The sequence below is a fragment of the Variovorax sp. 679 genome (assembly GCF_003952185.1).
Taxonomy (GTDB): domain Bacteria; phylum Pseudomonadota; class Gammaproteobacteria; order Burkholderiales; family Burkholderiaceae_C; genus Variovorax.
In genome coordinates this window covers 458,842-481,175 of the sequence record NZ_RXFS01000006.1, presented here as the reverse complement: position 1 = coordinate 481,175, position 22,334 = coordinate 458,842, and the positions used below count along the sequence as shown (strand labels likewise).

Here is a 22,334-nt window from a genome sequence, read left to right as displayed (position 1 = left end):
GTCAGTGGCGGGATTGTGCCCAATCAATCGGTTGCATCGTGCAATTCAGCGTCTGCCGCAGGGGTCATCGTATCGGGTGCGGAGCCCGACTGCCGGGCGAGCTCGGCACGCAAAAGCGGCACGCCCTCGCCACTCCTGGCACTGAGGAAGATGCGGGGAACCTGCACGCCGTCGATTTCCATCTCGTCCTGCAGATGCAGCGGATGCTGCGCGCTTTCAAGGGCATCGAGCTTGTTGAAGACCAGAAGCTGCGGCACGGCGTCCGCGCCGATCTCGCGCAGCACCGACTGCACCTCGGCCATCTGCTCGGGGTAGTGCTGGTTGGACGCGTCGACCACGTGCAGCAGCAGGTCGGCATCGACCGCCTCCTGCAGGGTGGCCTTGAAGGCATCGACCAGCCCGTGCGGCAGGTCGCGGATGAAGCCCACGGTGTCGGAGATGGACACCTGCCGCCGTGCATCGCCCAGATAGAGGTGACGCGTGGTGGTGTCGAGCGTGGCGAACAGCTGGTCGGCCGCATAGGCGCGCGCCTTGACCAGCGCATTGAACAGCGACGACTTGCCCGCATTGGTGTAACCCACCAGCGAGATGTTGAAGGTGTCGCGCCGCTCGCGCTGGCGACGCTGCGTGCCGCGCTGCTTCTGTACCTTGGCGAGGCGTTCGCGCGTGCGCTTGATCGACTCGCTGATCATCCGGCGGTCGAGTTCGATCTGCTTCTCGCCCGGGCCGCCGCGCACGCCCGCGCCACCGGTCTGGCGCTCCAGGTGCGACCAGCGACGGACCAGCCGCGTGCTGAGGTACTGCAGGCGAGCCAGCTCGACCTGCAGCTTGCCTTCATGCGAACGCGCGCGCTGGGCGAAGATTTCGAGAATGAGGAAGGTCCGGTCGTAGACCGCGACATCGAGCTGGCGCTCGAGGTTGCGCTGCTGCGCGGGACTCAAGGCTTGGTCGAAGATGACTTCGCTCGCCCTGTGCAGGGCGGCCAGCTCCTTGATTTCTTCGGCTTTGCCGCTGCCAACGAACAATGCCGCATCGGGCGCCTTGCGCTTGCACGCGAGGCGGGCGACGGGCGTCAGGCCCGCGGTCTGCGCGAGCAGGCCGAGTTCCTCGAGTTCGCTGTCGAAATGGGGCAGCCCGAAATCGACGCCGACGAGAACGGCGGCGCCTTCCTGGCGGGGAATCAGTTCAGACAAACGGGATCGGAAATTTGGAAAAAGCGCGGCAGCGGGGGCTGCCGCGCTCCGCGCGATCAGGCTGCTGCGTCGTCGTTCTCGGTAGCCGAGAAGTTGACGGCACGGCCTGGCACGATGGTGGAAATGGCGTGCTTGTAGACCATCTGCGTCACCGTATTGCGAAGCAACACGACGTATTGGTCAAAAGACTCGATCTGGCCTTGCAGCTTGATGCCGTTCACCAAATAAATGGAAACCGGCACATGCTCGCGACGCAAGGTGTTCAGGAACGGGTCTTGCAGAAGTTGCCCTTTATTGCTCACGATATTCTCCGTGTTCAAGAGTAGTTGTTGGAGGAGAAGACCTTAACACAGGGTTTCCGCGCCGCAGCATACGCGCCCAAAAGCCTTTGAAAAATAACGTCTCTCAAAAGCCGGAACTTCAACCCCAGTCGGGACTCAACGGCGGCCATCCGCCGCCAATACGGTTCAGTCGTCCTTGTCGACGAAGGGATTGTGGGAGCTCTTGAACTCGATGCGCAAGGGGGTACCCACAAGATCGAACTCCTTGCGGAAGCGCCCCTCGAGAAAGCGCTTGTAAGCATCGGTCACATGCTCGAGCGAATTCCCGTGAATCACGATCACCGGTGGATTCATGCCCCCCTGATGCGCATAGCGCAGCTTGGGACGGAACATGCCGCCGCGCTTGGGCGCCTGGAACTGCACCGCCTCCAGCAGCAGCCGGGTCAGCACCGGCGTCGACATCTTGCGCGTGGCCGACTTGTGGGCCTGCGCGATCGCCTGCCACACCGGCCCCAGGCCCTGCCGCTTGATGGCCGAGATGAAATGCAGCGCCGCGAATTTCAGGAACGGCAGCCGGGTCTCGATTTGCCGCTGGATCTGCTCTCGCTGGTAGCTGTCGACCGCGTCCCACTTGTTGATGGCGATCACCACCGCACGGCCGCTTTCGAGGATGTAGCCGGCGATGTGCGCGTCCTGATCGGTCACGCCCTGCGTGGCATCGAGCAGCAGCAGCACGACGTTGGCCGACTCGATGGCCTGCAGCGTCTTGACCACCGAGAACTTCTCGATCGCCTCGAACACCCTGCCCTTGCGGCGCAGGCCGGCCGTATCGATCAGCTCGAAGCGTTGCCCGTTGCGCTCGAAGGGCACCGAGATGGCGTCACGCGTGGTGCCGGGCATGTCGAAGGCCACCAGGCGTTCTTCGCCAAGCCAGGTGTTGATCAGCGTGGATTTGCCCACGTTGGGCCGACCGGCCACAGCCAGCTTGATCGGCTTGTTGACGTCGTCTTCCTCGGCGTCTTCATCTTCATCGGGCAGGTTCAGCGGCGCCAGCGCCAGCTCGACCAGTCCGCGCATGCCCTGCCCGTGCGCCGCAGAGACGCCGTGTACTTCGCCGAAGCCCAGCTCGTAGAAGTCCACCAGCTTGGTGCCGTCGTGCATGCCTTCGGCCTTGTTGGCCACCAGCACACAGGGCTTGCCGATACGGCGCAGCTCGTTGGCGATGTCATGGTCTTGTGCCGAGAGCCCCTCTCGCGCGTCGACCACGAAGATCACGACGTCGGCCTCGGCCACGGCCTGCCGCGTCTGCTTGGCCATCTCCTTGTAGATGCCGCTGCCCGCGTCGGGCTCGAAGCCGCCGGTGTCGATGACGATGAATTCGCGCTTGCCCAGGCGGCCGTTGCCGTAGTGGCGGTCGCGCGTGAGGCCGGCGAAGTCGGCGACGATGGCGTCGCGCGTCTGCGTCAGGCGATTGAAGAGGGTCGACTTGCCGACATTCGGCCGCCCGACCAGGGCCACGACCGGCTTCATGGCCGGCCTTTCGATGGCGCGGTTTTCATGGTCGGGCCTTGGAAAGAGAAGAAAGGAGAAAGAAGAAGATTACTCGGGGCGATAGCCAAACACACCACCCTTGGCGGTCACCACCACGACCGTATTGCCGGCCAGCACCGGAGCAACGGTGATGGCCGAGCCATCGGGGGTGACGCGATTGAGCAGCGCGCCGTCTTCACGCGACACGAAATGCAGCGTGCCGGTGTTCTCGCCGATGATGAGCGAGCGGCCCACGGCCAGCGGAGAGGTCAGCACGCGGTTCTTGAAACGGGACATCTGCCATGCGCGCTCGCCGTCGGCACGGCGCCAGGCCACGATGCTGCCGTCGGACTCGGTGCCATAGACAAAGCTGTCGTTGCCGCTGACGCCGTCCGCGCCCGAAGCGGGCTTGCTCCAGACCAGCGAGCCGCGCACGGTCTCGACGCAGCCGACACTGGCGTAGTAGGCACGCGCGCAGATCGTGTCGCCGAAGCGGCTCACGCTGCCGGTCAGGTCGACCAGACGCTCCACGTCGTTGGTGCCACGCGGGGCCGCAATGGGCGATTCCCAGCGTGAAGTGCCGTTGGCGGGGTTGATACCCACCAGCCGGCCGCCGATGCCGGCGACCAGCGTGTCACCCACGGCAAGCAGCACGCCCGACTTGCGCAGCACGAGATTTTCGCCCGCGCGTTGCTGGATCCAGAGGCGGCGGCCGCTCTGACCGTCCCAGGCGCTGATGCTGCGGTCAGCCGTCTGCACGAACACGCGACGGCCTGCCACCAGCGGCGCGGTGAAGGCCTGCGCCGAGAGCTTCTGCTTCCACAGGACCTTGCCGTTCTCGATGGCGACCAGCTCGTTGCCGGTGGTGACGACCGCGGCCACCGAACCATCGCTGCCGACGCCAGCCGCCAGCGGCGCGCCGACGCTGGCGCGCCAGACTTCACGGCCGGCGCGCGCGTCGATGGCAACCACCGTGCCGTCGCTGCCGGCCACGGTGACCGTATCGCCGCTGATGTCGGAGGTCAGCGGAAATTGCACCTCGGGGATACGCACCGTCCAGGCCTGGCGCACGCCCATCAGGGCGGGGTTGGCGGGGAGTTCGTCCGGCTTCGGCTTGGCCGAGCCCGAGCAGGCGGCGAGGAACGCTACCAAAACGAGAGCTGATCCCGCACGCAGGGCGGTCGATTCAGGCATGAGACGCTTGAAATTCATGATGCGGTCAGGGAGTTTTGGGTGCTGCGGGTGTGACGGTGACGACAGGCGCCAGGCTCTTGGGGTCGACGCCGACCGCATTGAGCTTGATCTCGATCAGGCGGCGATAGTCGGACGTCGCGCCGAGGCCGGTCCACGCCTTGCGGTATTCGGTCTGCGCCTCAGCGCGCTTGCCTTGGGCGAGATAGATGTCGCCCTTGCGATCGGCCACCAGCGGCTCGAATTCCTTGGGCACGCTGCCGTCGAGTTGCTTGAGGGCATCGTCATAGGACTTGCCGTCGAGCAGTTCGGCTGCCAGCCGCAGCCTTGCAACAGCCTTGTAGCCGGGGTCGACGGCGTTCTGCGCGACCCACTCGAGCTCGGTGCGCGAGCCGGCGGCATTGCCCTTCTCGTACAGCGTCTTGGCGACCAGCAGGCCTGCCTGCTGCGCGTAGGTGGTGCCGGCGAAGCGCTTCTTCATGTCGTCCAGCACGAGCGCGATGCGCGCCGGGTCGCCCGCCTGCGCCGTCTTCTCGATTTCGTCGTAGAGCGACGAGGCCTGGGCCGCCTTGTTGCGGCCATACCATTGCCAGCCGTTCCAGGCCACGAAGGCGCCGGCAACGATCAGCACGATCGAGGTGATCAGGGTGCCGTAGGTGTTCCAGAAATGCTTGAGCTGGTCGAGCTGTTCCTGTTCTTCGAGGTCGAGATGGGTTGCCATGCGCTGTCAGGTGTTGGGAGCCGGCGATTGTAGGGTGGCGGCCCAGGCGGCCACTTCAGCAAGCGGCCGGGCGGTCTGCGCGCCGCTTCCGTCGCGCAGCGCCTTGAGAGTCACTTCGCCGCGCGCAAGTTCATCGGCGCCGAAGATCAGGGCGTAGGTGGCGCCGCTGGCATCGGCCTTTTTCATCTGGGCCTTGAAGCCACTGAGGCCTTCGGCAGTAGCGGCATGCATCTGCACGCTGATGCCTGACTCACGCAACTGCTGCAAGGTACGTAGCACTGCAGGCATCGACTCTGCGTCAGGCACCACGGCGTAGGCATCGGGCACGGGCGGGGCAACACCGGCGCCCTGCTCCTTCAACAGGTCGAGCACGCGTTCGACACCCATTGCCCAGCCCACGGCCGGCGCTGGTTTGCCGCCGATTTGCGTAATCAGATCGTCGTACCGACCACCTGCACACACCGTGCCTTGCGAGCCAAGGCGGTCGGTGACGAATTCGAAGACCGTGAGGTTGTAGTAGTCCAGCCCGCGCACCAGACGCGGATTGATCGTGAATGCAATGTCATTGGCCTTGAGGATGGCCTGCAGCCCCTCGAAGTGCGCCAGCGATTCCGCACCAAGGAAGTCGATCAGCTTCGGCGCTGACTCGACCACTTCCTTCATCGCCGGATTCTTCGTATCGAGAATGCGCAGCGGATTGCTGTGCAGGCGGCGCTTGCCATCCTCGTCGAGCTTGTCGGCATGCTTCTCGAAGTGGGCAATCAGCTGAGCGCGGTGCTGCGCACGCTCCGCAGGCTGGCCCAAGCTGTTGAGTTCGAGACGAACGTCGGTCAAGCCTACAGCCTTCCACAACGCGTTGGCCAACAGAATCAATTCGGCATCCACGTCGGGGCCGGCAAAACCCAGCGCCTCGGCGCCAATCTGGTGGAACTGGCGGAAACGCCCACGCTGCACGTTCTCACGGCGGAACATGGGACCGGTGTACCAAAGCCGCTTGGGGCCTTCGTACAGCATGTTGTGTTCGATCACCGCGCGCACCAGTCCTGCGGTGTTTTCTGGCCGCATCGTTAGATGCTCGAACTTGCCATTCTTGTCCGCCCGATCTTCGAAGGAGTACATCTCCTTCTCGACGATGTCGGTCACTTCTCCAATGCCGCGCACGAAGAGCGCAGTGCGCTCCAGGATCGGCGTGCGCACATTGCGGTACGCATAGCGCCCCATCAGGTCGCGCACGGTGGCCTCAAGCCATTCCCAGCGCGCCGATTCGGGCGGCAATATGTCGTTCATGCCTTTGACGGCATTCAGTTTTTCAGCCATGAGTCTGCGGAGATGTCAGGCCGCGACAGCGTGCTCGCCGCCGAAGCGCTTTTCGATGTAGTTTTCGACGAGCTGGTGGAACTCGTTGGCGATATTGTCGCCGCGCAGCGTGAGCGCCTTTTCGCCGTCGATGAAGACCGGCGCCGCGGGCGCCTCGCCGGTGCCGGGCAGGCTGATGCCGATGTCGGCATGCTTGCTCTCGCCGGGGCCGTTGACGATGCAGCCCATGACGGCCACCTTCAGCGTTTCCACGCCCGGATATTTCTTGCGCCAGACCGGCATCTGCATGCGCAGGTAATCGTCGATCTGCTTGGCCAGCTCCTGGAAGGTGGTGCTCGTGGTGCGGCCGCAGCCCGGGCAGGCGGTAACGCTCGGCACGAACACGCGCAGCCCCAGCGCCTGCAGGATCTCGGAGGCGATCACCACCTCCTGCGTGCGCGACTCGCCTGGCTGCGGCGTGAGCGACACGCGAATGGTGTCGCCGATGCCTTCCTGCAGCAGGATGGAAAGCGCAGTGGCCGACGCCACAGTGCCCTTCGTGCCCATGCCGGCCTCGGTGAGCCCGAGGTGCAGCGGATAGTCGCAGCGGCGGGCCAGCTCGCGGTAGACCGAGATCAGGTCCTGCACGCCGCTCACCTTGCACGACAGGATGATCTGGTTGCCGGCCATGCCCATCGACTCGGCAAGCTTCGCGGACTCGATGGCCGAGGTGATCAGCGCCTCGTACATCACCTGCTTGGCGTCCCAGGGCTCGACGCGCTGGCTGTTGACGTCCATCAGGCTGGCGAGCAGCTCCTGGTCGAGGCTGCCCCAGTTGACGCCGATACGCACGGGCTTGTTCCAGCGCATGGCGGCGTCGATCATCTGGCCGAACTGCTTGTCCTTCTTGTCGCCCTTGCCCACGTTGCCGGGGTTGATGCGGTACTTGCTCAGCGCCTCGGCGCAGGCCGGATAGTCGGTCAGCAGGCGATGGCCGTTGTAGTGGAAGTCACCGACCAGCGGCACGTCGACGCCCATGCGGTCGAGCTGCTCGCGGATGTAGGGCACCTGCGCGGCGGCCTCGGGCGTATTGACCGTGATGCGGACCATCTCGGAGCCGGCCTGGGCCAGCTCCTTCACCTGGATCGCCGTGCCGATGGCATCGACGGTGTCGGTGTTGGTCATGGACTGCACGCGCACCGGGGCATCTCCGCCCACCGTGACCACGCGCGGTCCCCAGACCACGCTGGCCTGGCGTGAGCGGCGCGCCTTGGGGGCGGCAGCCTCGATGGGAACAGGAAGACAGTTGCTGGAGGTCACGACTTCACCTCGAAACGCGCCACGCCCCCACCCTTGGTGAAGGGCTTCAGGTCAAAGGGCTGGCCACGCACCTGCACATCGACACTCGAAGCGCGACCGATCACGACGGACAGCGGCAGCGTGCCCGACAGTCCGACCGTTTCGCCAGCCTGCAGGCTGCGACGCAGCAACTGCTTGCCGCCGGCTTCGGTCACGGTGATCCAGCACTCCTCGCGTGCAACGAAAACGAGCTGCTGGCTGCTCGAGGCTGCCGCCACCGGCGTGGCGGCAGGGGCCGTAGCCACCGGGGCGGCGGCGACAGCAGCGAGGGCATTGGGAGCAGGAGCAGCTGTCGGGGTTTCGCCTGCCACTGGACCGGTCGGAGCCACGGCCTGCGTGGGCACGGTCTCGGCCACCGAGCCGCCAGCTGAGGCCGGCCCATTGGTGGGCGCCGATTCCGTGCCGGCATCGCCGCGCGCCGTCAGCCGCGCCACGGAAGCGCTGAGCTGGTCGAACACCGATTGCGGCAGCCAGAACATCGCGCCGGCGCCGATCAGCAGCAGCACCACGACGGTCAGCAATGCGCGCGACGGCAGCCCGCTCGAGCGGCCGTTGCCGTTCCAGCGCGGCGTACCCGATCCGATGTTCGCGCGGAGAGTGCGATCGGTTTCGGCCAGCGACACCTTCTGGGTACTCGGCAGCTTCGCGAGCACGGGAGCCGGATCGATGCGCAGGGCCCGACAGACACTGCTCGCCAGTGCGCGAGCGAAGACCGGATCGGGCAGCGAGGCAATGTCGTCCGCCTCGAGCGCCATCAGCTTCTGCGGCGGCACCTTCAGCGCGGCCGCGACCATCTCGATGTGCAGGCCGTGGGCCTCGCGCGCTTCGCGCAGCAGGTCGCCGGCAGTCTTGTTCGCGTTGTCGCCTGCGTCCAGCGGCAATGCAGCAGAAGTGCCGAACTCCGAAACCCGATCAGTCATTGAAATTCCCGCGCTCGTACGCTGTTGCCTCCCGCGATTGAGGGAAGCGTCGTTGCAGTTGGCCTCCCAACTGCGCGACTGCCTCGCGGTTGTTCAGCTTTCGTTCGATCTTGATGCCGAGCCAGAGCGTCTCGGCACTGGCCGCCGCGCTGTTGTTGACGCGGCGGATGTAGAACTGCGCGCGCGACCATTCCTCGCGCTGCGCCAGCACCGAGGCCAGGTTGAAGCCGACCACCGGGTTGCCGGCATCGATCTCATAGGCCTGCATGAGGCTGCGCTCGGCCTTGTCGCGCTGGCCGGCCTTGAGCTCGCACACGCCCTGCGTCATGAGCGTCTTGGCGCGGTCGGCGTAAGTCGGCACGGCCAGGGCTTCATTGAACTGCGCGGCGGCATCGCCATAGCGGTTCTGCTGGCACAGCAGCCAGCCGTAGTTGTGGCGGGTGTTCGGTTCGCGCGGATTGATCGCGATGGCGCGGCGGAAGCTGTCTTCCGCCAGGCCGGCGTCGTCGAGGCGCATGTAGACCAGGCCGCGCAGGTTGTAGGCGTCGGCGTTGTTGGGGTCGGCGGCCAGCGCCTGCTTGATCTCGTCGAGCGCAACGGTGGTCTGGCCGTGCTCGAAATAACCGGCGGCCAGTTCCATGCGCAGGCGCGCGCGGCGCTGGCGGCTCGACTCGTCGGACTCGGTGACGATCTCGGTGCCCTTGGACGAGTTGCTGTTGTCGGCCAGGCTGGTGGTGGTGGTGCGCGTGTTCACGCAGCCTCCAAGCAGCAACGCAACGGCGACGCCCGCGAAACCCACAGTCAGCATCCGCTGCACGTTCGCGGTCGTCATCGAAATGGCCATGCTCATCGGTTCAATGCTCCTGGGAGGCGGTCTTGCGGACCGGGTGCAAAACAACGGGGCGCTGCTCCGTCGCACGGCGCTGCGCCATGCGTTCGGCCGCGCGGGTGCGATCCTTGACGTCGCCGGCGAGCTGGCCGCAGGCGGCATCGATGTCGTCGCCGCGCGTCTTGCGCACGGTGGTCACGAGTCCGGCTTCGCTCAGCGTTTTGGCGAATGCCAGCACGCGCGGCTGCGGCGAGCGCAGCAGACCCGAGGCCGGAAACGGGTTGAAGGGGATCAGGTTGAACTTGCACGAGATGTCATGCTTGCGCACCAGCTCCACGAGCTGACGCGCATGCTCGGGCTGGTCGTTCACGCCATCGAGCATGCAGTATTCGAAGGTGATGAAGTCGCGCGGCGCATGCGCCAGATAGCGCTTGCAGGCCTCGATCAACTCGGCGATCGGGTACTTGCGATTGAGCGGCACGAGGTCGTCGCGCAGCGCGTCGTTGGGCGCATGCAGCGAGACCGCCAGGGCCACCGGGCAGTCGGCGCCCAGACGGTCGATCATCGGCACCACGCCGGAGGTCGACACTGTCACTCGGCGGCGCGACAGCCCGTAGGCGTTGTCGTCGAGCATGGTGCGCAGCGCGGGCACCAGCGCGGAGTAGTTCTGCAGCGGCTCGCCCATGCCCATCATCACCACGTTGGAGATGATGCGTTCGTCGCGCTTCAGATGCTTGCGCAGGAAGTGTTCGGCAAACCAGAGCTGGGCGACGATTTCGCCCGTGTTCAGGTTGCGGCTGAAGCCCTGATGCCCCGTCGAGCAAAAGCGGCAACCGACCGCACAGCCGGCCTGGGACGACACGCACAGGGTGCCACGGTCGTCCTCGGGAATGAATACGGCTTCGACGGCATTGCCGTCACCGACGTCGAACAGCCACTTGATCGTGCCGTCCTTGGATTCGTGCTGCGTGATGACCGGCAGGGCCTCGACGCGAGCGGTGGTCGCGAGCTTCTCGCGCAACGACTTCGCCAGATCGGTCATCTGGGTGAAGTCGCTGGCGCCACGCTGGTGAATCCAGCGGAACAGCTGCGTGGCGCGGAATTTCTTCTCGCCGAGTTTTTCGCAGAACGCAGCCAACCCTTCGAGATCGAAATCGAGCAGATTGGCCGTGGTCATGGAATCGGGCGAGATACGGCTTCAGCGTGCGTAGACGTTGAGGCCGGCGAAGAAGAAAGCGACTTCGTTCGCTGCGGTTTCGGGAGCGTCCGAACCGTGCACGGCGTTGGCATCGATGCTGTCGGCGAAGTCGGCGCGGATGGTGCCGGCGGCTGCCTTCTTGGGGTCGGTGGCGCCCATCAGGTCACGGTTCTTGGCGATGGCGTTTTCGCCTTCGAGCACTTGCACGAACACGGGACCCGAGATCATGAACTCGACGAGGTCCTTGAAGAAGGGACGCTCCTTGTGCACGGCGTAGAACTGTTCGGCTTCGTTGCGCGACAGGTGCACCAGCTTGGCGGCGACGATCTTGAGGCCGGCAGCTTCAAAACGGGAAACGATCTTGCCGATGACGTTCTTGGCAACTGCGTCGGGCTTGATGATGGAAAGGGTACGTTCGATAGCCATTGAAATGCTTCCTGGAGCTTTGATTTTGAAGTGTTTTGTCACAACTGCAACGAGTTTGTTGCGTCACATGTCGACAAAGCCTCTGATTTTAACCGGCGCGGCCTTGCGGATTGGTGAAAACCCCGCGAAAGGCCGCGCTCCGACGGCTGACTTTCAGCGCCCGCGGCGGCGTCCGCCGCCCTGGCCGCCGAAGTTGCCGCCCCCACCACCGCCGCCACCGCGGCGCGGGCCTCCGCGCTGCTCCTTGCGCTGGCGCGAGAAGCTGTCGGCGCCGATGTAGCCCAGCGAGGTCTTCATCGGATCGGGCTGGTTGGCGCCGTTCGGCTGGCGGTCGTCACCCTGGCGATTGCCGCCACCTTGGCGGCTGCTGTTGTTGTTGCGACGCCCCTGCCCCTGGGGCGGGCCACCGTTGCCGCCACCGCGATTGGAGCGCCCTCCCCGGTCGCCGCGCGGCGGACGGCCGTCGCCCAACGGGTTCGGGATCGGCGCTTCGCGCCCGCCGTCGTCACGCGCATCGCGCATGTCGCGCGGCTGCTGGCCGCCACCACCGCCATTGCGGTTGCCACGGCGCTTCTTGTTGCGACCGCCGCGGCCGTTGCCACCGCCGCCTTCCTGCCCCGGGCCCCGCTGCTGTGGGCCGGGCCGAGCAACCGCGCCACCGGAAGCCTGGAAGAGCGCGCGGATGTCGCGCTCGTCGAGCTCCATCCAGGCACCGCGCTTCAGGCCGCGCGGCAGCACCATGGCGCCATAGCGGATACGGATCAGCCGGCTGACCGCATGCCCCACCGACTCGAACAGGCGGCGCACCTCGCGGTTGCGGCCTTCGGAAATGGTCACGCGATACCAGCAGTTCGAGCCCTCGCCGCCGCCGTCTTCGATGGCGCCGAACTGGGCCATGCCGTCGTCGAGGCGCACGCCGTCGAGCAGCTTCTGCTTTTCCTCGCTGGTGAGTGCACCCAGCACCCGCACGGCGTACTCGCGCTCCAGGCCGAAGCGCGGATGCATGAGCTGGTTGGCCAGATCGCCGGAGCTGCTGAACAGCAGCAGGCCTTCGGTGTTCAGGTCGAGGCGGCCCACCGACTGCCACTTGCCCTGCTGCAGGCGCGGCAGCTTACGGAACACGGTCGGGCGGTTCTGCGGATCGTCGTGCGTGACCACCTCGCCCACGGGCTTGTGGTACGCGATCACGCGGGGCGGCGGAGGCGCGATGCGGTAGCGGATCGGCTTGCCGTTGATCTTGACCTGGTCGCCGTACTGGATGCGCTGGCCGATGTGGGCCGGTTCGTTGTTGACGGAAATGCGGCCCTGGAGAATCAGCTGCTCCATTTCGAGCCGCGAACCGAGGCCGGCCTGCGCCAGCACCTTGTGCAGTTTGGGCGAATCGGCCTCGGGCAGCAGCACGCGCTTGAGCGGAGGGACTTCCGGGCTCTCTTCGTCGGCATCGAACTGGCCGGAGATGACGTCCGCGAAACGGATCGGCTCGGGCGGCGGCGCGTTGCGCTGCTCGCGTTCGGCGGCGCGGCGGGCACGGTCGAGGTCGTCCTCTTCCTCGTCGGGCTCTTCCTCGTCTTCGTCCTGATCTTCTTCGGCGTCATGGTCGCCGATGCGCTCGATCTGTTCGGGCTGAGGTGCCTGATGAGCGGCGGCCTCGACCGGCGCGGGGTCACGGGCCGGCTCTGCGACAACAGCAACCGGAGCCTCCTCGACGACGGCAACAACAGCCTCCGGCGCGACTGCCGCTTCGGCGGCATCCACGACCGGCGCCGCCAACGCTTCGTCCGTCACAGCCTCCACAACCGGCTTCTTCTTGCGCGGCGCGCGCGGCTTCTTCGGCGCTTCAGCCTCCGGCAGCGCTACCGATTCAATAGCATCAACGGCAACCTTCTTGGCTGCAGGCGCCCTTTTCTTCTTCTTGACTTCGGGCTCGACCGGCAGCATCGCTGCGTCTTCGGTGTCGGTTGTGCTCATTGGGTTTTTCCGGGAGAGGGAGCGTGGGGGTCGGCCTCGTCCTCGGACGGGGCATCGGGTTCTGGCGCGGATTCGGGCTCCGGCCCGGCGGGCGCCTCGGCGTCCGCTGCGTTCTCGACAATTTGGGCTTCAGCGGCTTCAACGGATTCCGCCGCCTCGGTGGTTTCCGGCACGATGTCGGCGACGCCGGATTCCAGCGCTGGCGCTTCTGCCACGACTTCTTCGACTTGCTGCAAAGCAGCAGTCTCCGCATCCACCTCGGCTGGCGCCTGCCCGGCCTCGGCCGGGGAAGACTCCAGATCCGCCATTCCGGAGGCATCCGCATCGCCCTCGGCGAGGGCCTCAGCCTCCGGAGCCGCGTCGATCGGCAGCCCCTGCTGCTCGCCCGAAGCCTGCTCGAGCGCATCGACCAGCGCCGCCTGCTGCGCGGGTGTTTCGATCAGCGGCAACTGGTCGAGCGACGCCAGGCCCAGGTCGTCGAGGAACTGGCGCGTGGTTGCATACAGCGCCGGACGGCCGACCGTCTCGCGGTGGCCGATGACCTCGACCCAGCCGCGATCTTCCAGCTGCTTGAGGATCAGCGAGTTGATCGTCACGCCGCGGATGTCTTCCATGTCGCCGCGCGTGGCCGGCTGGCGATAGGCAATGATGGCCAGCGTCTCGAGCGCGGCGCGCGTGTAGCGCGGCGGCTTTTCGGGATGCAGGCGATCGAGGTGGTCGCGCATCTCCGGGCGGCTCTGGAAACGCCAGCCGCTGCCGACGCTCACCAGCTCAAGGCCTCGTTGCGCCCAGTCTTCCTGCAGCTCGAGCAGCAGCGTCTTGATGGTGTCCGCACCGAGTTCGTCGTCGAACAGCACGCGCATATCACGCACCGGCAACGGCTGGCTCGAACAGATCAAGGCGGTTTCGAGAATGCGCTTGGCATCCGCCGTATTCATGGTTCGCGTTATCCGGGAAAAGGCGCCTTGGGGCGCTTTGTTCAGATGTATGGAAGGAGTAGGCGCTGCAGGCACGCGGCAAATGCAACGCAAGGCCGGTCTCGGGCGATCGGCGCGGCCCTCGGGCCGTCAGGCGCGATTGTAATCCAGCCCCCAGGACTGCAAAGCCTGGACGAGGTCCGCCGGCAACGGCGAACGGAACTCCAGCGCCGCCTGCGTGACGGGATGCACGAACGCCAGCCTGAATGCATGCAGCGCCTGCCGCGACAACCCGACGGCCGGCGCCCCGCCGTAGAGCGCATCACCCACCAGCGGATGGCCAATGGAAGCCATGTGCACGCGGATCTGGTGGGTGCGCCCGGTTTCGAGCGTGCAGCGCACGGCGCAGCCCTCGGCGTTGCTGTCGAGTCGCTCGATCAACGTGCGCGCCGTCTTGCCCGCATGCCGTTCGAGATCGACCACGGCCATGCGCAACCGGTTGCGCGGGTCGCGGCCGATGGGGGCATCGACATGGCGTGCCGCGGCGCCCTCCCACTGCCTGTGACCGATGGCCAGGTACTGCCGCTTGACTTCGCGCGCGGCGATCAGCGCCACCATCGCGTCCATGGCGCCTCGCGTGCGCGCCACCACCATCAGCCCGCTGGTGTCGCGGTCGAGCCGGTGCACGATACCGGCGCGCGGCAGAAGCACGGCCTTCGGGTCCAGCGCCAGCAGGCCGTTCAGGAGCGTGCCGCTCCAGTGCCCCGGCGCCGGATGCACCACCAGGCCGGCGGGCTTGTCGACGATACGCAGGTGCTCGTCCTCGTACACGGTGACGATGTCCATCGCCTCGGGCCGGAAGGCCTGGCTCTGGGGCGTGGGGCGCAGCTCGATATGCCCGGCCTGCCCCGCCTTCACTGCCACGGAGGCCTTGGTCAGCGTGCGCCCCTGCAGCTCGACGGCCCCGGCCTCGATCAGCTGCTGCAGATAACTACGGGAAAACTCGGGTACCAGGGCCGCAAGCGCGCGATCGAGCCTCTGGCCGTGCTGGGCGGGGTCGATGACGAAGGGCCGCCGCTCGCTGGGCTCGATGGGATCCGCGCCTTCTTCGTGCTCGGCCACCTCCGTGCTCTCGGGGATATTGCCCAAAGGGTCGGTCGATATAATTGAGGGCAACTGTTTCACGAAAGCCGTATGTGATGTATCGCGCCAAATTATCGGTCCCCGCCTGGATCGCGCTCAGCGCGGCGGCTCTGCTGGCAACAGGCTGCTCGTCGACCTCCACCGCCGACAAGACCGCCACCTGGAGCCCCAACCGCATCTACTCGGAGGCAAAGGACGAGGCCGGATCGGGCGGCTACGACAAGGCCATCCCCCTCTACGAGAAGCTCGAAGGCCGCGCCGCCGGCACGCCGCTGGCCCAGCAGGCGCAGCTGGAAAAGGCCTACGCCCAGTACAAGTCGGGCGAAAAGGCAGCCGCCATCGCCACCATCGACCGCTTCATGAAGCTGCACCCGGCGAGCCCCGCTCTCGACTACGCGCTCTACCTCCGAGGCGTGATCAACTTCAACGACGACCTCGGCATGTTCGCGTTCATGACGCGCCAGGACCTGTCGGAGCGCGACCAGAAGGCAGCCAAGGAATCGTTCGAGTCGTTCAAGGATCTCGTCACGCGCTTTCCCGAGTCGCGCTACGCCCCCGACGCGCGCCAGCGCATGAACTACATCGTGAACTCGCTTGCGCAGTATGAAGTTCACGTGGCCCGCTACTACTACTCGCGCGGCGCCTACCTGGCCGCCATCAACCGGGCCCAGGTCGCGCTGGCCGACTACCGTGAAGTGCCGGCGCTCGAGGAAGCCCTGTACATCATGGTCAAGTCGTACGACGCCCTCGGCATGAAGGACCTGCGCGACGACGCCCAGCGCGTGCTGACCACCAACTATCCGAAGAGCACCTATCTCGCGAACGGCTTCAAGGGCAAGGACGACCCTTGGTGGAAGCTCTGGTAAGCAATCAATAAGGGCGGAACACCCGCCCTTATTGCCTGACCGGCTCCCGGGCTAGGTCTTGAGCGCTTCCAGCGCGGCATCGAAATCCGATTCGCTTTCGAGCCGCCGCATCGGTGGCAGAGCCGCCAGCAACCGGCGGCCATAGCCCATGGCCACCAGCCGTGTATCGCAGATCGCCAGCACGCCGCTGTCGGTTTCCCGGCGAATCAACCGCCCCGCCCCCTGCTTCAGCGCCACCGCCGCCTCCGGCAGCGAATAGTCGGCGAACGAACTCCTGCCCTGCGCTTCCAGACGCTGCGAGCGCGCCTCGACCAGCGGATCGTTGGGCGGCGGAAACGGCAACTTGTCGATCACCACCAGCTGCAGCACGTCTCCCGGCGCATCGAAGCCCTCCCAGAAGGAGGCCGATGCCACAAGCACGCAGCCTGCGCGTCCGGCACTCGCGCCCTCGCGGAAGCGGTCCATCAGCACACGCTTGGGCAGTTCGCCCTGCACGAGCACGTCGGGGCGCACCTGTGCGTCGAGCACTTCGAACTGCTGCCTCATCTCGTCGCCGATGGTGCGCAGCGCACGCAGCGTAGTAGTCAGCACCAGCGTGCGGCCTCCTAGCTCGGCCGCACCGCGCGCAGCCAGTTGCGCGACACGCTGGCTGTGCGACGGATCATTGGGCTTGGGAAACGCACGCGGCACATAGAGCGCGGCCTGCGAGGCGTAGTCGAACGGACTCTGCACGCGCAGCACTTCCGCGTCCTGCAGGCCGCAGGGCTCGGTGAACCAGCGCAGCGTGGGCTCGTCGCCCAGCGTGGCCGAGGTGAAGACCCAGGCGCGGCGGCCGTCCTCGCGCCCGGCGGCATCGCGCGCCGGGCGCTCGCCGTAGGCATCGAGATCCTCGTCGTCACTGTCGGCCGCCTCGGCGTCATCGGCCTCGTCGGCGATCTTCAGCACTCGCTTGCGCATGGCGTCGGCGATGTCCAGCGGGGATTCGACGAGCCGCAACTGCGAACCAACGTCCACCCAGCGCACGGAATCGACCTCGCAAGGCAAGGCGAATCGCGCAGTGCGTTTCGCGAGCTGGCGGGTTCGCTCGTGCAGCCGTACGAAGTCGGGCGATATCTCGCTGACGGTGGCGAGCCCTTCCGCGGCCATCTCGAATGCCTGCAGCAGGTCGTCCAGCGCGCGCTGCCATGCAGCAGGATCGACTCCCTCGGGCGCGGCCCCCAGCCAGCGCAGCTTGGCGCCCGGCCATTGCTTGCCGACCACCAGCCGCAGTTCGCGCGCAGCGCGTTCGAGCCCGGAGACCAGCTGCTGCCAGTCGACGAGGCCGCGTGCATGCTGCAGGCCCGCAGCGAGCATGTCTCGCGCGAAATCGAGCGCCTGGCCGCTGCCGAGTTGCGCCCCGAGAAACTGGACACCGGTTTCATTGAGCTGGTGGGCCTCATCGAACACCACCACGCTCACCGTCGGCAACAGCTCGGCCATGCCCGTCTCCCGCACCGCGAGGTCGGCAAAGAAAAGATGGTGGTTGATGACGACGATGTCGGCCGCCAGTGCCTCGCGCCGCGCCAGGTTCACATGGCAAGGCTTGAATTGCGGGCATTGCGCGCCCAGGCAGTTCTCGCGCGTGGAAGTGATCAGCGGGATCAGCGGCGAGCGCTCGTCGAGCCCCGGCAGCTCGGCCAGATCGCCCGTACGCGTAGCCTTCGACCACTGCTCGATCTTGGCCAGCGTGCGCAGGCTCCCGCGCTCCGGCAGCGAGGCATCGTGGCGTGCCATGTCGAGCCGATGGAGGCACAGGTAGCTGGCGCGCCCTTTGAGCAGCGCAGTGCGCACCGGCAGGCCGAACGCTTCCACGAGACGCGGCAGGTCGCGGCCGAACAGCTGGTCCTGCAGCGTCTTGGTGGCGGTCGACAGCAGCACGCGCTCGCCGCTCAGCAACGCCGGGACGAGGTACGAAAAGGTCTTGCCCACGCCGGTGCCCGCTTCGACCACGAGCACGCCGCCCTGGTCGATGGTCCGGGCCACGGCCATCGCCATCTCGGTTTGCCCCGAGCGCTCGCGGAACTGGTCCGCGGCACGCGACAGCCCGCCGTCCTGCGCGAAGGCGTCGCGCACCTTGTCTTCGAGCGGCCCTGTCACGCCGGTTCTTTCGGATCGAGGATGTTCTCGAGGCGTGCGATCTGGTCGCGCAGTGCGAGGCGGCGCTTTTTCAGGCGCCGCAGCAGAAGCTCGTCTTGCGGCGAGCCTTCGGCCAGCCGGTCGATGGAGGCGTCGAGATCGGCATGCTCGATGCGAAGTTCGATCAGCTGGCGGGAAAGGGAATGAAGATTGGAGTCCAACGGTGGGGAGCGCGCACGGGGTTTTCGCGGCGCATGTTCATTCGATAATACGTCCTGACACGAATTTCCGAGAAGACAGGAACACGCGCTTCAGGCGCATATTGCTTCATGACCCAAGGCTTTCGACTCGCAGCGGCCACCGGACTCCACAAGGGAGACCGCCCGTACCAGCAGGACCAGGTGCTGCTGATGAGCCATCCGCGCGTGCCCGGCTGCGTGCTGGGCATCGTGGCCGACGGCATGGGCGGGCGCAGCGGCGGACGCAAGGCCTCCGACCAGGTGCTCATGACAGCACGCCAGCTCTTCACCCGCTACCAGCCCGGCAAGGACGATCCTGAGGCGGTGCTGAAGCAGATCCTCGAAGACTCGCACACGGTCATCAAGCTCACCGCCGTCTCCAGCGAGCAGGAGCCGCACAGCACGATCGCGGCCTTCCTCATGAACCCCAAGGGCGACTGCGCCTGGATCCATGCCGGCGATTCGCGCATCTATCACTTCCACGACGGGCAGCTCATCAGGCGCACGCGCGACCATTCGTACGTGCAGGTGCTGATCGACCGCGGCCAGATCACCGAGGCCGAGGCCAACATCCACCCGCAGGGCAACATCCTGCTGGGCTGCCTGGGCATGACGACCACGCCACCGCCCATCGATCCCTACTTCATTCCGAAGATGGCCCCGGGCGACCTGCTGATGGCCTGCAGCGACGGACTCTGGCACTACTTCAGCCCCGAGGAGCTGGCGAGCGTGCTGTATGCGCAGCCGCCGCGCGACGCCGTCGAAATCCTGGTGGGCGAAGCGCGCCGCCGGGCCCGGGGAACGGGCGACAACATCTCCATCGCCGTTCTGAAGCTCGATCCGCTGCCGGCAGCCGCTGCCTGAGCGCAGGCGGCGCTCTCAGGGCTTGGCGGGTTCGGCCGGGGGCGGCGGTAGCGGAGCCCCGCGCGGCTTGTCGCGGTCGGCGTTCTGCCGCTCTCGGCTTGCGCGGTGTTCCGCGGCGCGTCTCTGCTTGTCCTCGAAGCGCTTGACGGCCTCGGGCGCCTCGGCCCGACGCTGCGCGGCCTTGGCCTGCTCGTCGGCGTGCGCCTGCTGCTTGGACTGGAACTGACGCTCGCGCTCGGCAGCCTCTGCAGCCGTGGCGGCGCGGCTGGTCGCGTGGTCGGCGGCCCGTTGCTCGCGATCCTTCTGGTTCTGGATCGACTGGTCCTGCTTCTCGCGGGTGTCCTGCGGACGCTGGGTGCCGGCCTTCTGGTCGAGCTTCTGCAGCTCGGCCGCGCCGCTGCGCTGGCGCTGGATGTCATTGATCGCAGTTTCCTGCCGCTTGATGTTGTCGGCTTCCTTGCGACGCCGTTCGCGGCTCTCGCGCAGGCAGTCTTCCACCGCGAACTTCTTGTAGCAGGCGGCCCGCTCCTCGACGAAGCGCTTCTCGAGGGCTTCGCGCTCGGAGGAAAGCCGGCGCTTCTCGGCATCGAGATCGGCATTGCCCGCCGCGGCATTGGACTGCGCCCAAAGCGGGAGGCTGGCCAACGCCATGAGCAAGGCAAGAGCGGTTTTTTTCATGTGAGTCGGGTGTCGACGATGCGGCGTTCCAGGGCAAGGAACTCGCTCGATTGCATTTCGGTGAGCCGGGAAACCGTGCGAGGAAACTCGTGCGACAGCGGCCCCTCGGTGTACAACGCCTCGGGCGGAACCTCTGCCGACATGATGAGCTTGCATCGCCGGTCGTACAAGACGTCGACCAGCCACGTGAAACGGCGTGCTTCCGAAGCCATGCGAACCGGCATGTGCGGCACGTCGGACAACAGCACGGTGTGGAACTGGCTCGCGATCTCGAGATAGTCGTTCTGCGAACGCGGGCCGCCGCACAGCGTCTTGAAATCGAACCAGACCACGCCGCCGGCCTTGCGCAGCGCACGGATCTCGCGCTGCTCGATGTGCAGGATCGGGCTTTCGTCGGCCGTCTCGGCCAGCTTGTCGAAGGCCTTGCGCATTTCCTTCTCGGCCGCCGCGTCGTTGGGCGTGAGGTACATGCGCAACTGCTCCAGCGTGCGGCGCCGGTAGTCGGTGCCGTTGTCCACGCTCAGCACCTCGAGCTTCTCGTTCAGCAGCTCGATGGCGGGCAGGATTCGATCGCGGTGCAGCCCGCCGGGATACAGGTCGTCGGGCTTGAAGTTGGAGGTGGTGACGAAGCCCACGCCGTTGTCGAACAGCGACACGAGCAGCCGATGAAGAATCATCGCGTCGGTGATGTCCGCGACGTGGAACTCGTCGAAGCAGATCAGCTTGTAGCGCTTGGAAATGCGCAAGCCCAGCTCGTCGAGCGGATTGACCGTGCCCTGCAGCTCGCGCAACTCGCGGTGCACTTCGCGCATGAACTCATGGAAGTGCAGGCGTGTCTTGCGCCGCAGCGGCACGGCGTTGAAGAACAGGTCCATCAGGAAGCTCTTGCCCCGCCCGACGCCACCGTACATGTAGACGCCGCGCGGAAGCTCCGGCCGGTTGATGAACTTCTTCAGCGCATTCGAGCGCTGGGCCTTGTACTCGGCCCATTCGTTGGCGCAGCGATCCAGCGCCTCCACGGCGCGCAGCTGCGCGGGATCGCTCTTGAACCCGCGTGCAGCGAGTTCCGCCTCGTAGGCCTGTTTGACGCTGGTCAAAAGATCGGGGAGATCAGAAGTTCAGCGTGCGCTTGTCCACGGCGAGTGCCGCTTCCTTCGTGGCTTCCGACAGCGACGGGTGCGCGTGGCAGATGCGCGCGATGTCTTCGGCGCTGGCCTTGAACTCCATCGCCACGACGGCTTCGGAGATCAGTTCGCTGGCCTGCGGGCCCACGATGTGCACGCCCAGGATCTCGTCGGTTGCCGCGTCGGCCAGGAACTTGACCATGCCGGTCGTGTCGCCCAGCGCGCGAGCGCGGCCGTTCGCGAGGAACGGGAAGGTGCCGGCCTTGTAGGCGCGGCCCGAAGCCTTGAGCTGCTGCTCGGTCTGGCCGACCCACGCGATCTCGGGGCTGGTGTAGATCACCCAGGGGATCGTGTTGAAGTTGACGTGACCATGCTGACCGGCGATGCGCTCGGCAACGGCAACGCCCTCTTCCTCGGCCTTGTGCGCCAGCATCGGGCCACGCACCACGTCGCCGATGGCCCAGACGTTGGGCAGGTTGGTCTTGCACTCGTCGTCCACGGCGATGGCGCCACGCTCGTCGAGCTTCAGGCCGACTGCTTCGGCGTTCAGGCCGATGGTGTTCGCCACGCGGCCGATCGACACGATCAGCTTGTCGACTTCCAGCGTCTGGGCTTCACCCTTGGCGTTGGTCCAGGCAACGCTCACGCCCTTCTTCGACGACTTGATCTCGCCGACCTTCACGCCGAGTTCGATCTTGAGCTTCTGCTTGTCGAAAGCCTTCTTGGCTTCCTTGGCGATCTGTTCGTCCACGGCACCGAGGAAGGTCGGCAGTGCTTCGAGCACCGTGACTTCCGCGCCGAGGCGGCGCCACACCGAGCCCATCTCGAGGCCGATGACGCCCGAGCCGATCAGGCCCAGCTTCTTCGGCACCGCGCCGATGCGCAGGGCACCGTCGTTCGAGAGAATGCTCTCCTCGTCGAACGGCGCGCCCGGCAGCGCGCGGGCGTTGGAACCCGTGGCCACGATGATGTGCTTGCCGCTGATCGATTCTTCCGTGGCGCCAGCCACCTTGATCTCGTAGCCGATTGCGTCGGCCTTCACGAACGAGCCGCGGCCGTGGAAGAAGGCGATCTTGTTCTTCTTGAACAGGTACAGGATGCCGTCGTTGTTCTGCTTCACGACCTGGTCCTTGCGGGCCAGCATCTTGTCGATGTCGAGGCCCAGGCCTTCGACCTTGATGCCGTGGTCGGCAAAGTGGTGGCCGGCCTGCTCGAAGTGCTCCGACGATTGCAGCAGCGCCTTCGAGGGAATGCAGCCGACGTTGGTGCAGGTGCCGCCCGGTGCGGGGCCGCCCTTGCCGTTCTTCCACTCGTCGATGCAGGCGACGTTGAAGCCGAGTTGCGCGGCGCGGATCGCGGCGATGTAGCCGCCGGGGCCGCCGCCGATGACGATGACGTCGAATTGTTTGGACATAGGTTCTTTCGTAATCCTGTGTACCGCCTCCGATCAGGGCCGCGCGAAGCGCAGGCCTGTTC

At 66.2% G+C, this 22,334-nt stretch carries 21 protein-coding genes; 2 read left to right on the top strand and 19 right to left on the bottom strand.

All coding sequences use genetic code 11. The features are described from left to right. Positions 1 to 23 precede the first annotated feature (23 nt). The 14 genes from hflX to EJO71_RS18080 form a co-directional block, all read right to left on the bottom strand. Positions 24 to 1,193: a GTPase HflX gene (gene hflX, locus EJO71_RS18145; protein WP_125949695.1), complete on the bottom strand. Its 1,170-nt coding sequence runs from the start codon at positions 1,191 to 1,193 to the stop codon at positions 24 to 26. A 56-nt stretch (positions 1,194 to 1,249) separates the two neighbouring features. Then, positions 1,250 to 1,495, bottom strand: a complete 246-nt coding sequence (gene hfq / locus EJO71_RS18140) for an RNA chaperone Hfq (protein ID WP_093201554.1) — start codon at positions 1,493 to 1,495, stop codon at positions 1,250 to 1,252. Between the two features lie 165 nt (positions 1,496 to 1,660). Next, on the bottom strand, positions 1,661 to 3,004 hold the full coding sequence (gene der, locus EJO71_RS18135; protein ID WP_125949696.1) for a ribosome biogenesis GTPase Der: 1,344 nt from the start codon (positions 3,002 to 3,004) through the stop codon (positions 1,661 to 1,663). 69 nt (positions 3,005 to 3,073) lie between these two features. Further along, positions 3,074 to 4,216 carry an outer membrane protein assembly factor BamB gene (gene bamB, locus EJO71_RS18130; RefSeq protein ID WP_125949697.1) on the bottom strand — a complete coding sequence of 381 codons (1,143 nt, stop codon included), beginning with the start codon at positions 4,214 to 4,216 and terminating at the stop codon, positions 3,074 to 3,076. A 7-nt stretch (positions 4,217 to 4,223) separates the two neighbouring features. Further along, positions 4,224 to 4,916 (bottom strand): tetratricopeptide repeat protein, encoded by a 693-nt coding sequence (locus EJO71_RS18125; protein WP_125949698.1) that lies wholly within the window; start codon positions 4,914 to 4,916, stop codon positions 4,224 to 4,226. Positions 4,917 to 4,922: 6 nt separating this feature from the next. Continuing rightward, positions 4,923 to 6,233: a histidine--tRNA ligase gene (gene hisS, locus EJO71_RS18120; protein ID WP_125949699.1), complete on the bottom strand. Its 1,311-nt coding sequence runs from the start codon at positions 6,231 to 6,233 to the stop codon at positions 4,923 to 4,925. Positions 6,234 to 6,248: 15 nt separating this feature from the next. Beyond that, the gene (gene ispG / locus EJO71_RS18115; protein WP_125949700.1) at positions 6,249 to 7,532 is read right to left on the bottom strand and encodes a flavodoxin-dependent (E)-4-hydroxy-3-methylbut-2-enyl-diphosphate synthase; all 1,284 of its coding nucleotides are present in this window, start codon (positions 7,530 to 7,532) and stop codon (positions 6,249 to 6,251) included. Continuing rightward, entirely contained in the window at positions 7,529 to 8,491 is a 963-nt protein-coding gene (locus tag EJO71_RS18110) for a helix-turn-helix domain-containing protein (protein WP_125949701.1), read from the bottom strand. The genes ispG and EJO71_RS18110 overlap by 4 nt, the downstream gene beginning before the upstream one ends. Continuing rightward, on the bottom strand, positions 8,484 to 9,341 hold the full coding sequence (gene pilW / locus EJO71_RS18105; RefSeq protein ID WP_125949702.1) for a type IV pilus biogenesis/stability protein PilW: 858 nt from the start codon (positions 9,339 to 9,341) through the stop codon (positions 8,484 to 8,486). Before pilW ends, EJO71_RS18110 begins: the two co-directional genes overlap by 8 nt. A 4-nt stretch (positions 9,342 to 9,345) precedes the next feature. Further along, entirely contained in the window at positions 9,346 to 10,497 is a 1,152-nt protein-coding gene (gene rlmN / locus EJO71_RS18100; protein ID WP_125949703.1) for a 23S rRNA (adenine(2503)-C(2))-methyltransferase RlmN, read from the bottom strand. Positions 10,498 to 10,518: 21 nt separating this feature from the next. Then, entirely contained in the window at positions 10,519 to 10,944 is a 426-nt protein-coding gene (gene ndk / locus EJO71_RS18095) for a nucleoside-diphosphate kinase (RefSeq protein ID WP_019653122.1), read from the bottom strand. 153 nt (positions 10,945 to 11,097) lie between these two features. Beyond that, the gene (locus EJO71_RS18090; protein WP_125949704.1) at positions 11,098 to 12,912 is read right to left on the bottom strand and encodes a pseudouridine synthase; all 1,815 of its coding nucleotides are present in this window, start codon (positions 12,910 to 12,912) and stop codon (positions 11,098 to 11,100) included. Further along, a complete protein-coding gene (scpB, locus tag EJO71_RS18085; protein ID WP_125949705.1) occupies positions 12,909 to 13,850 on the bottom strand; it encodes an SMC-Scp complex subunit ScpB in 942 nt (313 codons plus the stop codon). Before scpB ends, EJO71_RS18090 begins: the two co-directional genes overlap by 4 nt. 129 nt (positions 13,851 to 13,979) lie before the next feature. Next, positions 13,980 to 14,951 carry an RluA family pseudouridine synthase gene (locus EJO71_RS18080; RefSeq protein WP_240651416.1) on the bottom strand — a complete coding sequence of 324 codons (972 nt, stop codon included), beginning with the start codon at positions 14,949 to 14,951 and terminating at the stop codon, positions 13,980 to 13,982. Between the two features lie 77 nt (positions 14,952 to 15,028). On the opposite strand from EJO71_RS18080, the gene EJO71_RS18075 reads away from it, so the two are divergent. Next, complete coding sequence (locus EJO71_RS18075) at positions 15,029 to 15,838, top strand: outer membrane protein assembly factor BamD (protein WP_125949706.1); 810 nt, start codon at positions 15,029 to 15,031, stop codon at positions 15,836 to 15,838. Between the two features lie 51 nt (positions 15,839 to 15,889). Here EJO71_RS18075 and EJO71_RS18070 read toward each other — a convergent pair whose 3' ends face one another. Together EJO71_RS18070 and EJO71_RS18065 are read right to left on the bottom strand one after the other, a co-directional pair. Further along, on the bottom strand, positions 15,890 to 17,974 hold the full coding sequence (locus EJO71_RS18070) for an ATP-dependent DNA helicase (protein ID WP_125949707.1): 2,085 nt from the start codon (positions 17,972 to 17,974) through the stop codon (positions 15,890 to 15,892). After that, positions 17,971 to 18,174 (bottom strand): DUF465 domain-containing protein, encoded by a 204-nt coding sequence (locus tag EJO71_RS18065; protein ID WP_125949708.1) that lies wholly within the window; start codon positions 18,172 to 18,174, stop codon positions 17,971 to 17,973. Before EJO71_RS18065 ends, EJO71_RS18070 begins: the two co-directional genes overlap by 4 nt. A 108-nt stretch (positions 18,175 to 18,282) precedes the next feature. On the opposite strand from EJO71_RS18065, the gene EJO71_RS18060 reads away from it, so the two are divergent. Further along, positions 18,283 to 19,056: a protein phosphatase 2C domain-containing protein gene (locus EJO71_RS18060; RefSeq protein WP_125949709.1), complete on the top strand. Its 774-nt coding sequence runs from the start codon at positions 18,283 to 18,285 to the stop codon at positions 19,054 to 19,056. Between the two features lie 15 nt (positions 19,057 to 19,071). Here EJO71_RS18060 and EJO71_RS18055 read toward each other — a convergent pair whose 3' ends face one another. The 3 genes from EJO71_RS18055 to lpdA are packed head-to-tail and all read right to left on the bottom strand — an operon-like array spanning position 19,072 to position 22,272. Beyond that, the gene (locus tag EJO71_RS18055) at positions 19,072 to 19,734 is read right to left on the bottom strand and encodes a hypothetical protein (RefSeq protein WP_125949710.1); all 663 of its coding nucleotides are present in this window, start codon (positions 19,732 to 19,734) and stop codon (positions 19,072 to 19,074) included. Then, entirely contained in the window at positions 19,731 to 20,831 is a 1,101-nt protein-coding gene (gene zapE, locus EJO71_RS18050; protein ID WP_125949711.1) for a cell division protein ZapE, read from the bottom strand. The genes EJO71_RS18055 and zapE overlap by 4 nt, the downstream gene beginning before the upstream one ends. Before the next feature lie 13 nt (positions 20,832 to 20,844). Next, positions 20,845 to 22,272, bottom strand: a complete 1,428-nt coding sequence (lpdA, locus tag EJO71_RS18045) for a dihydrolipoyl dehydrogenase (protein WP_125949712.1) — start codon at positions 22,270 to 22,272, stop codon at positions 20,845 to 20,847. Positions 22,273 to 22,334: the final 62 nt, after the last annotated feature.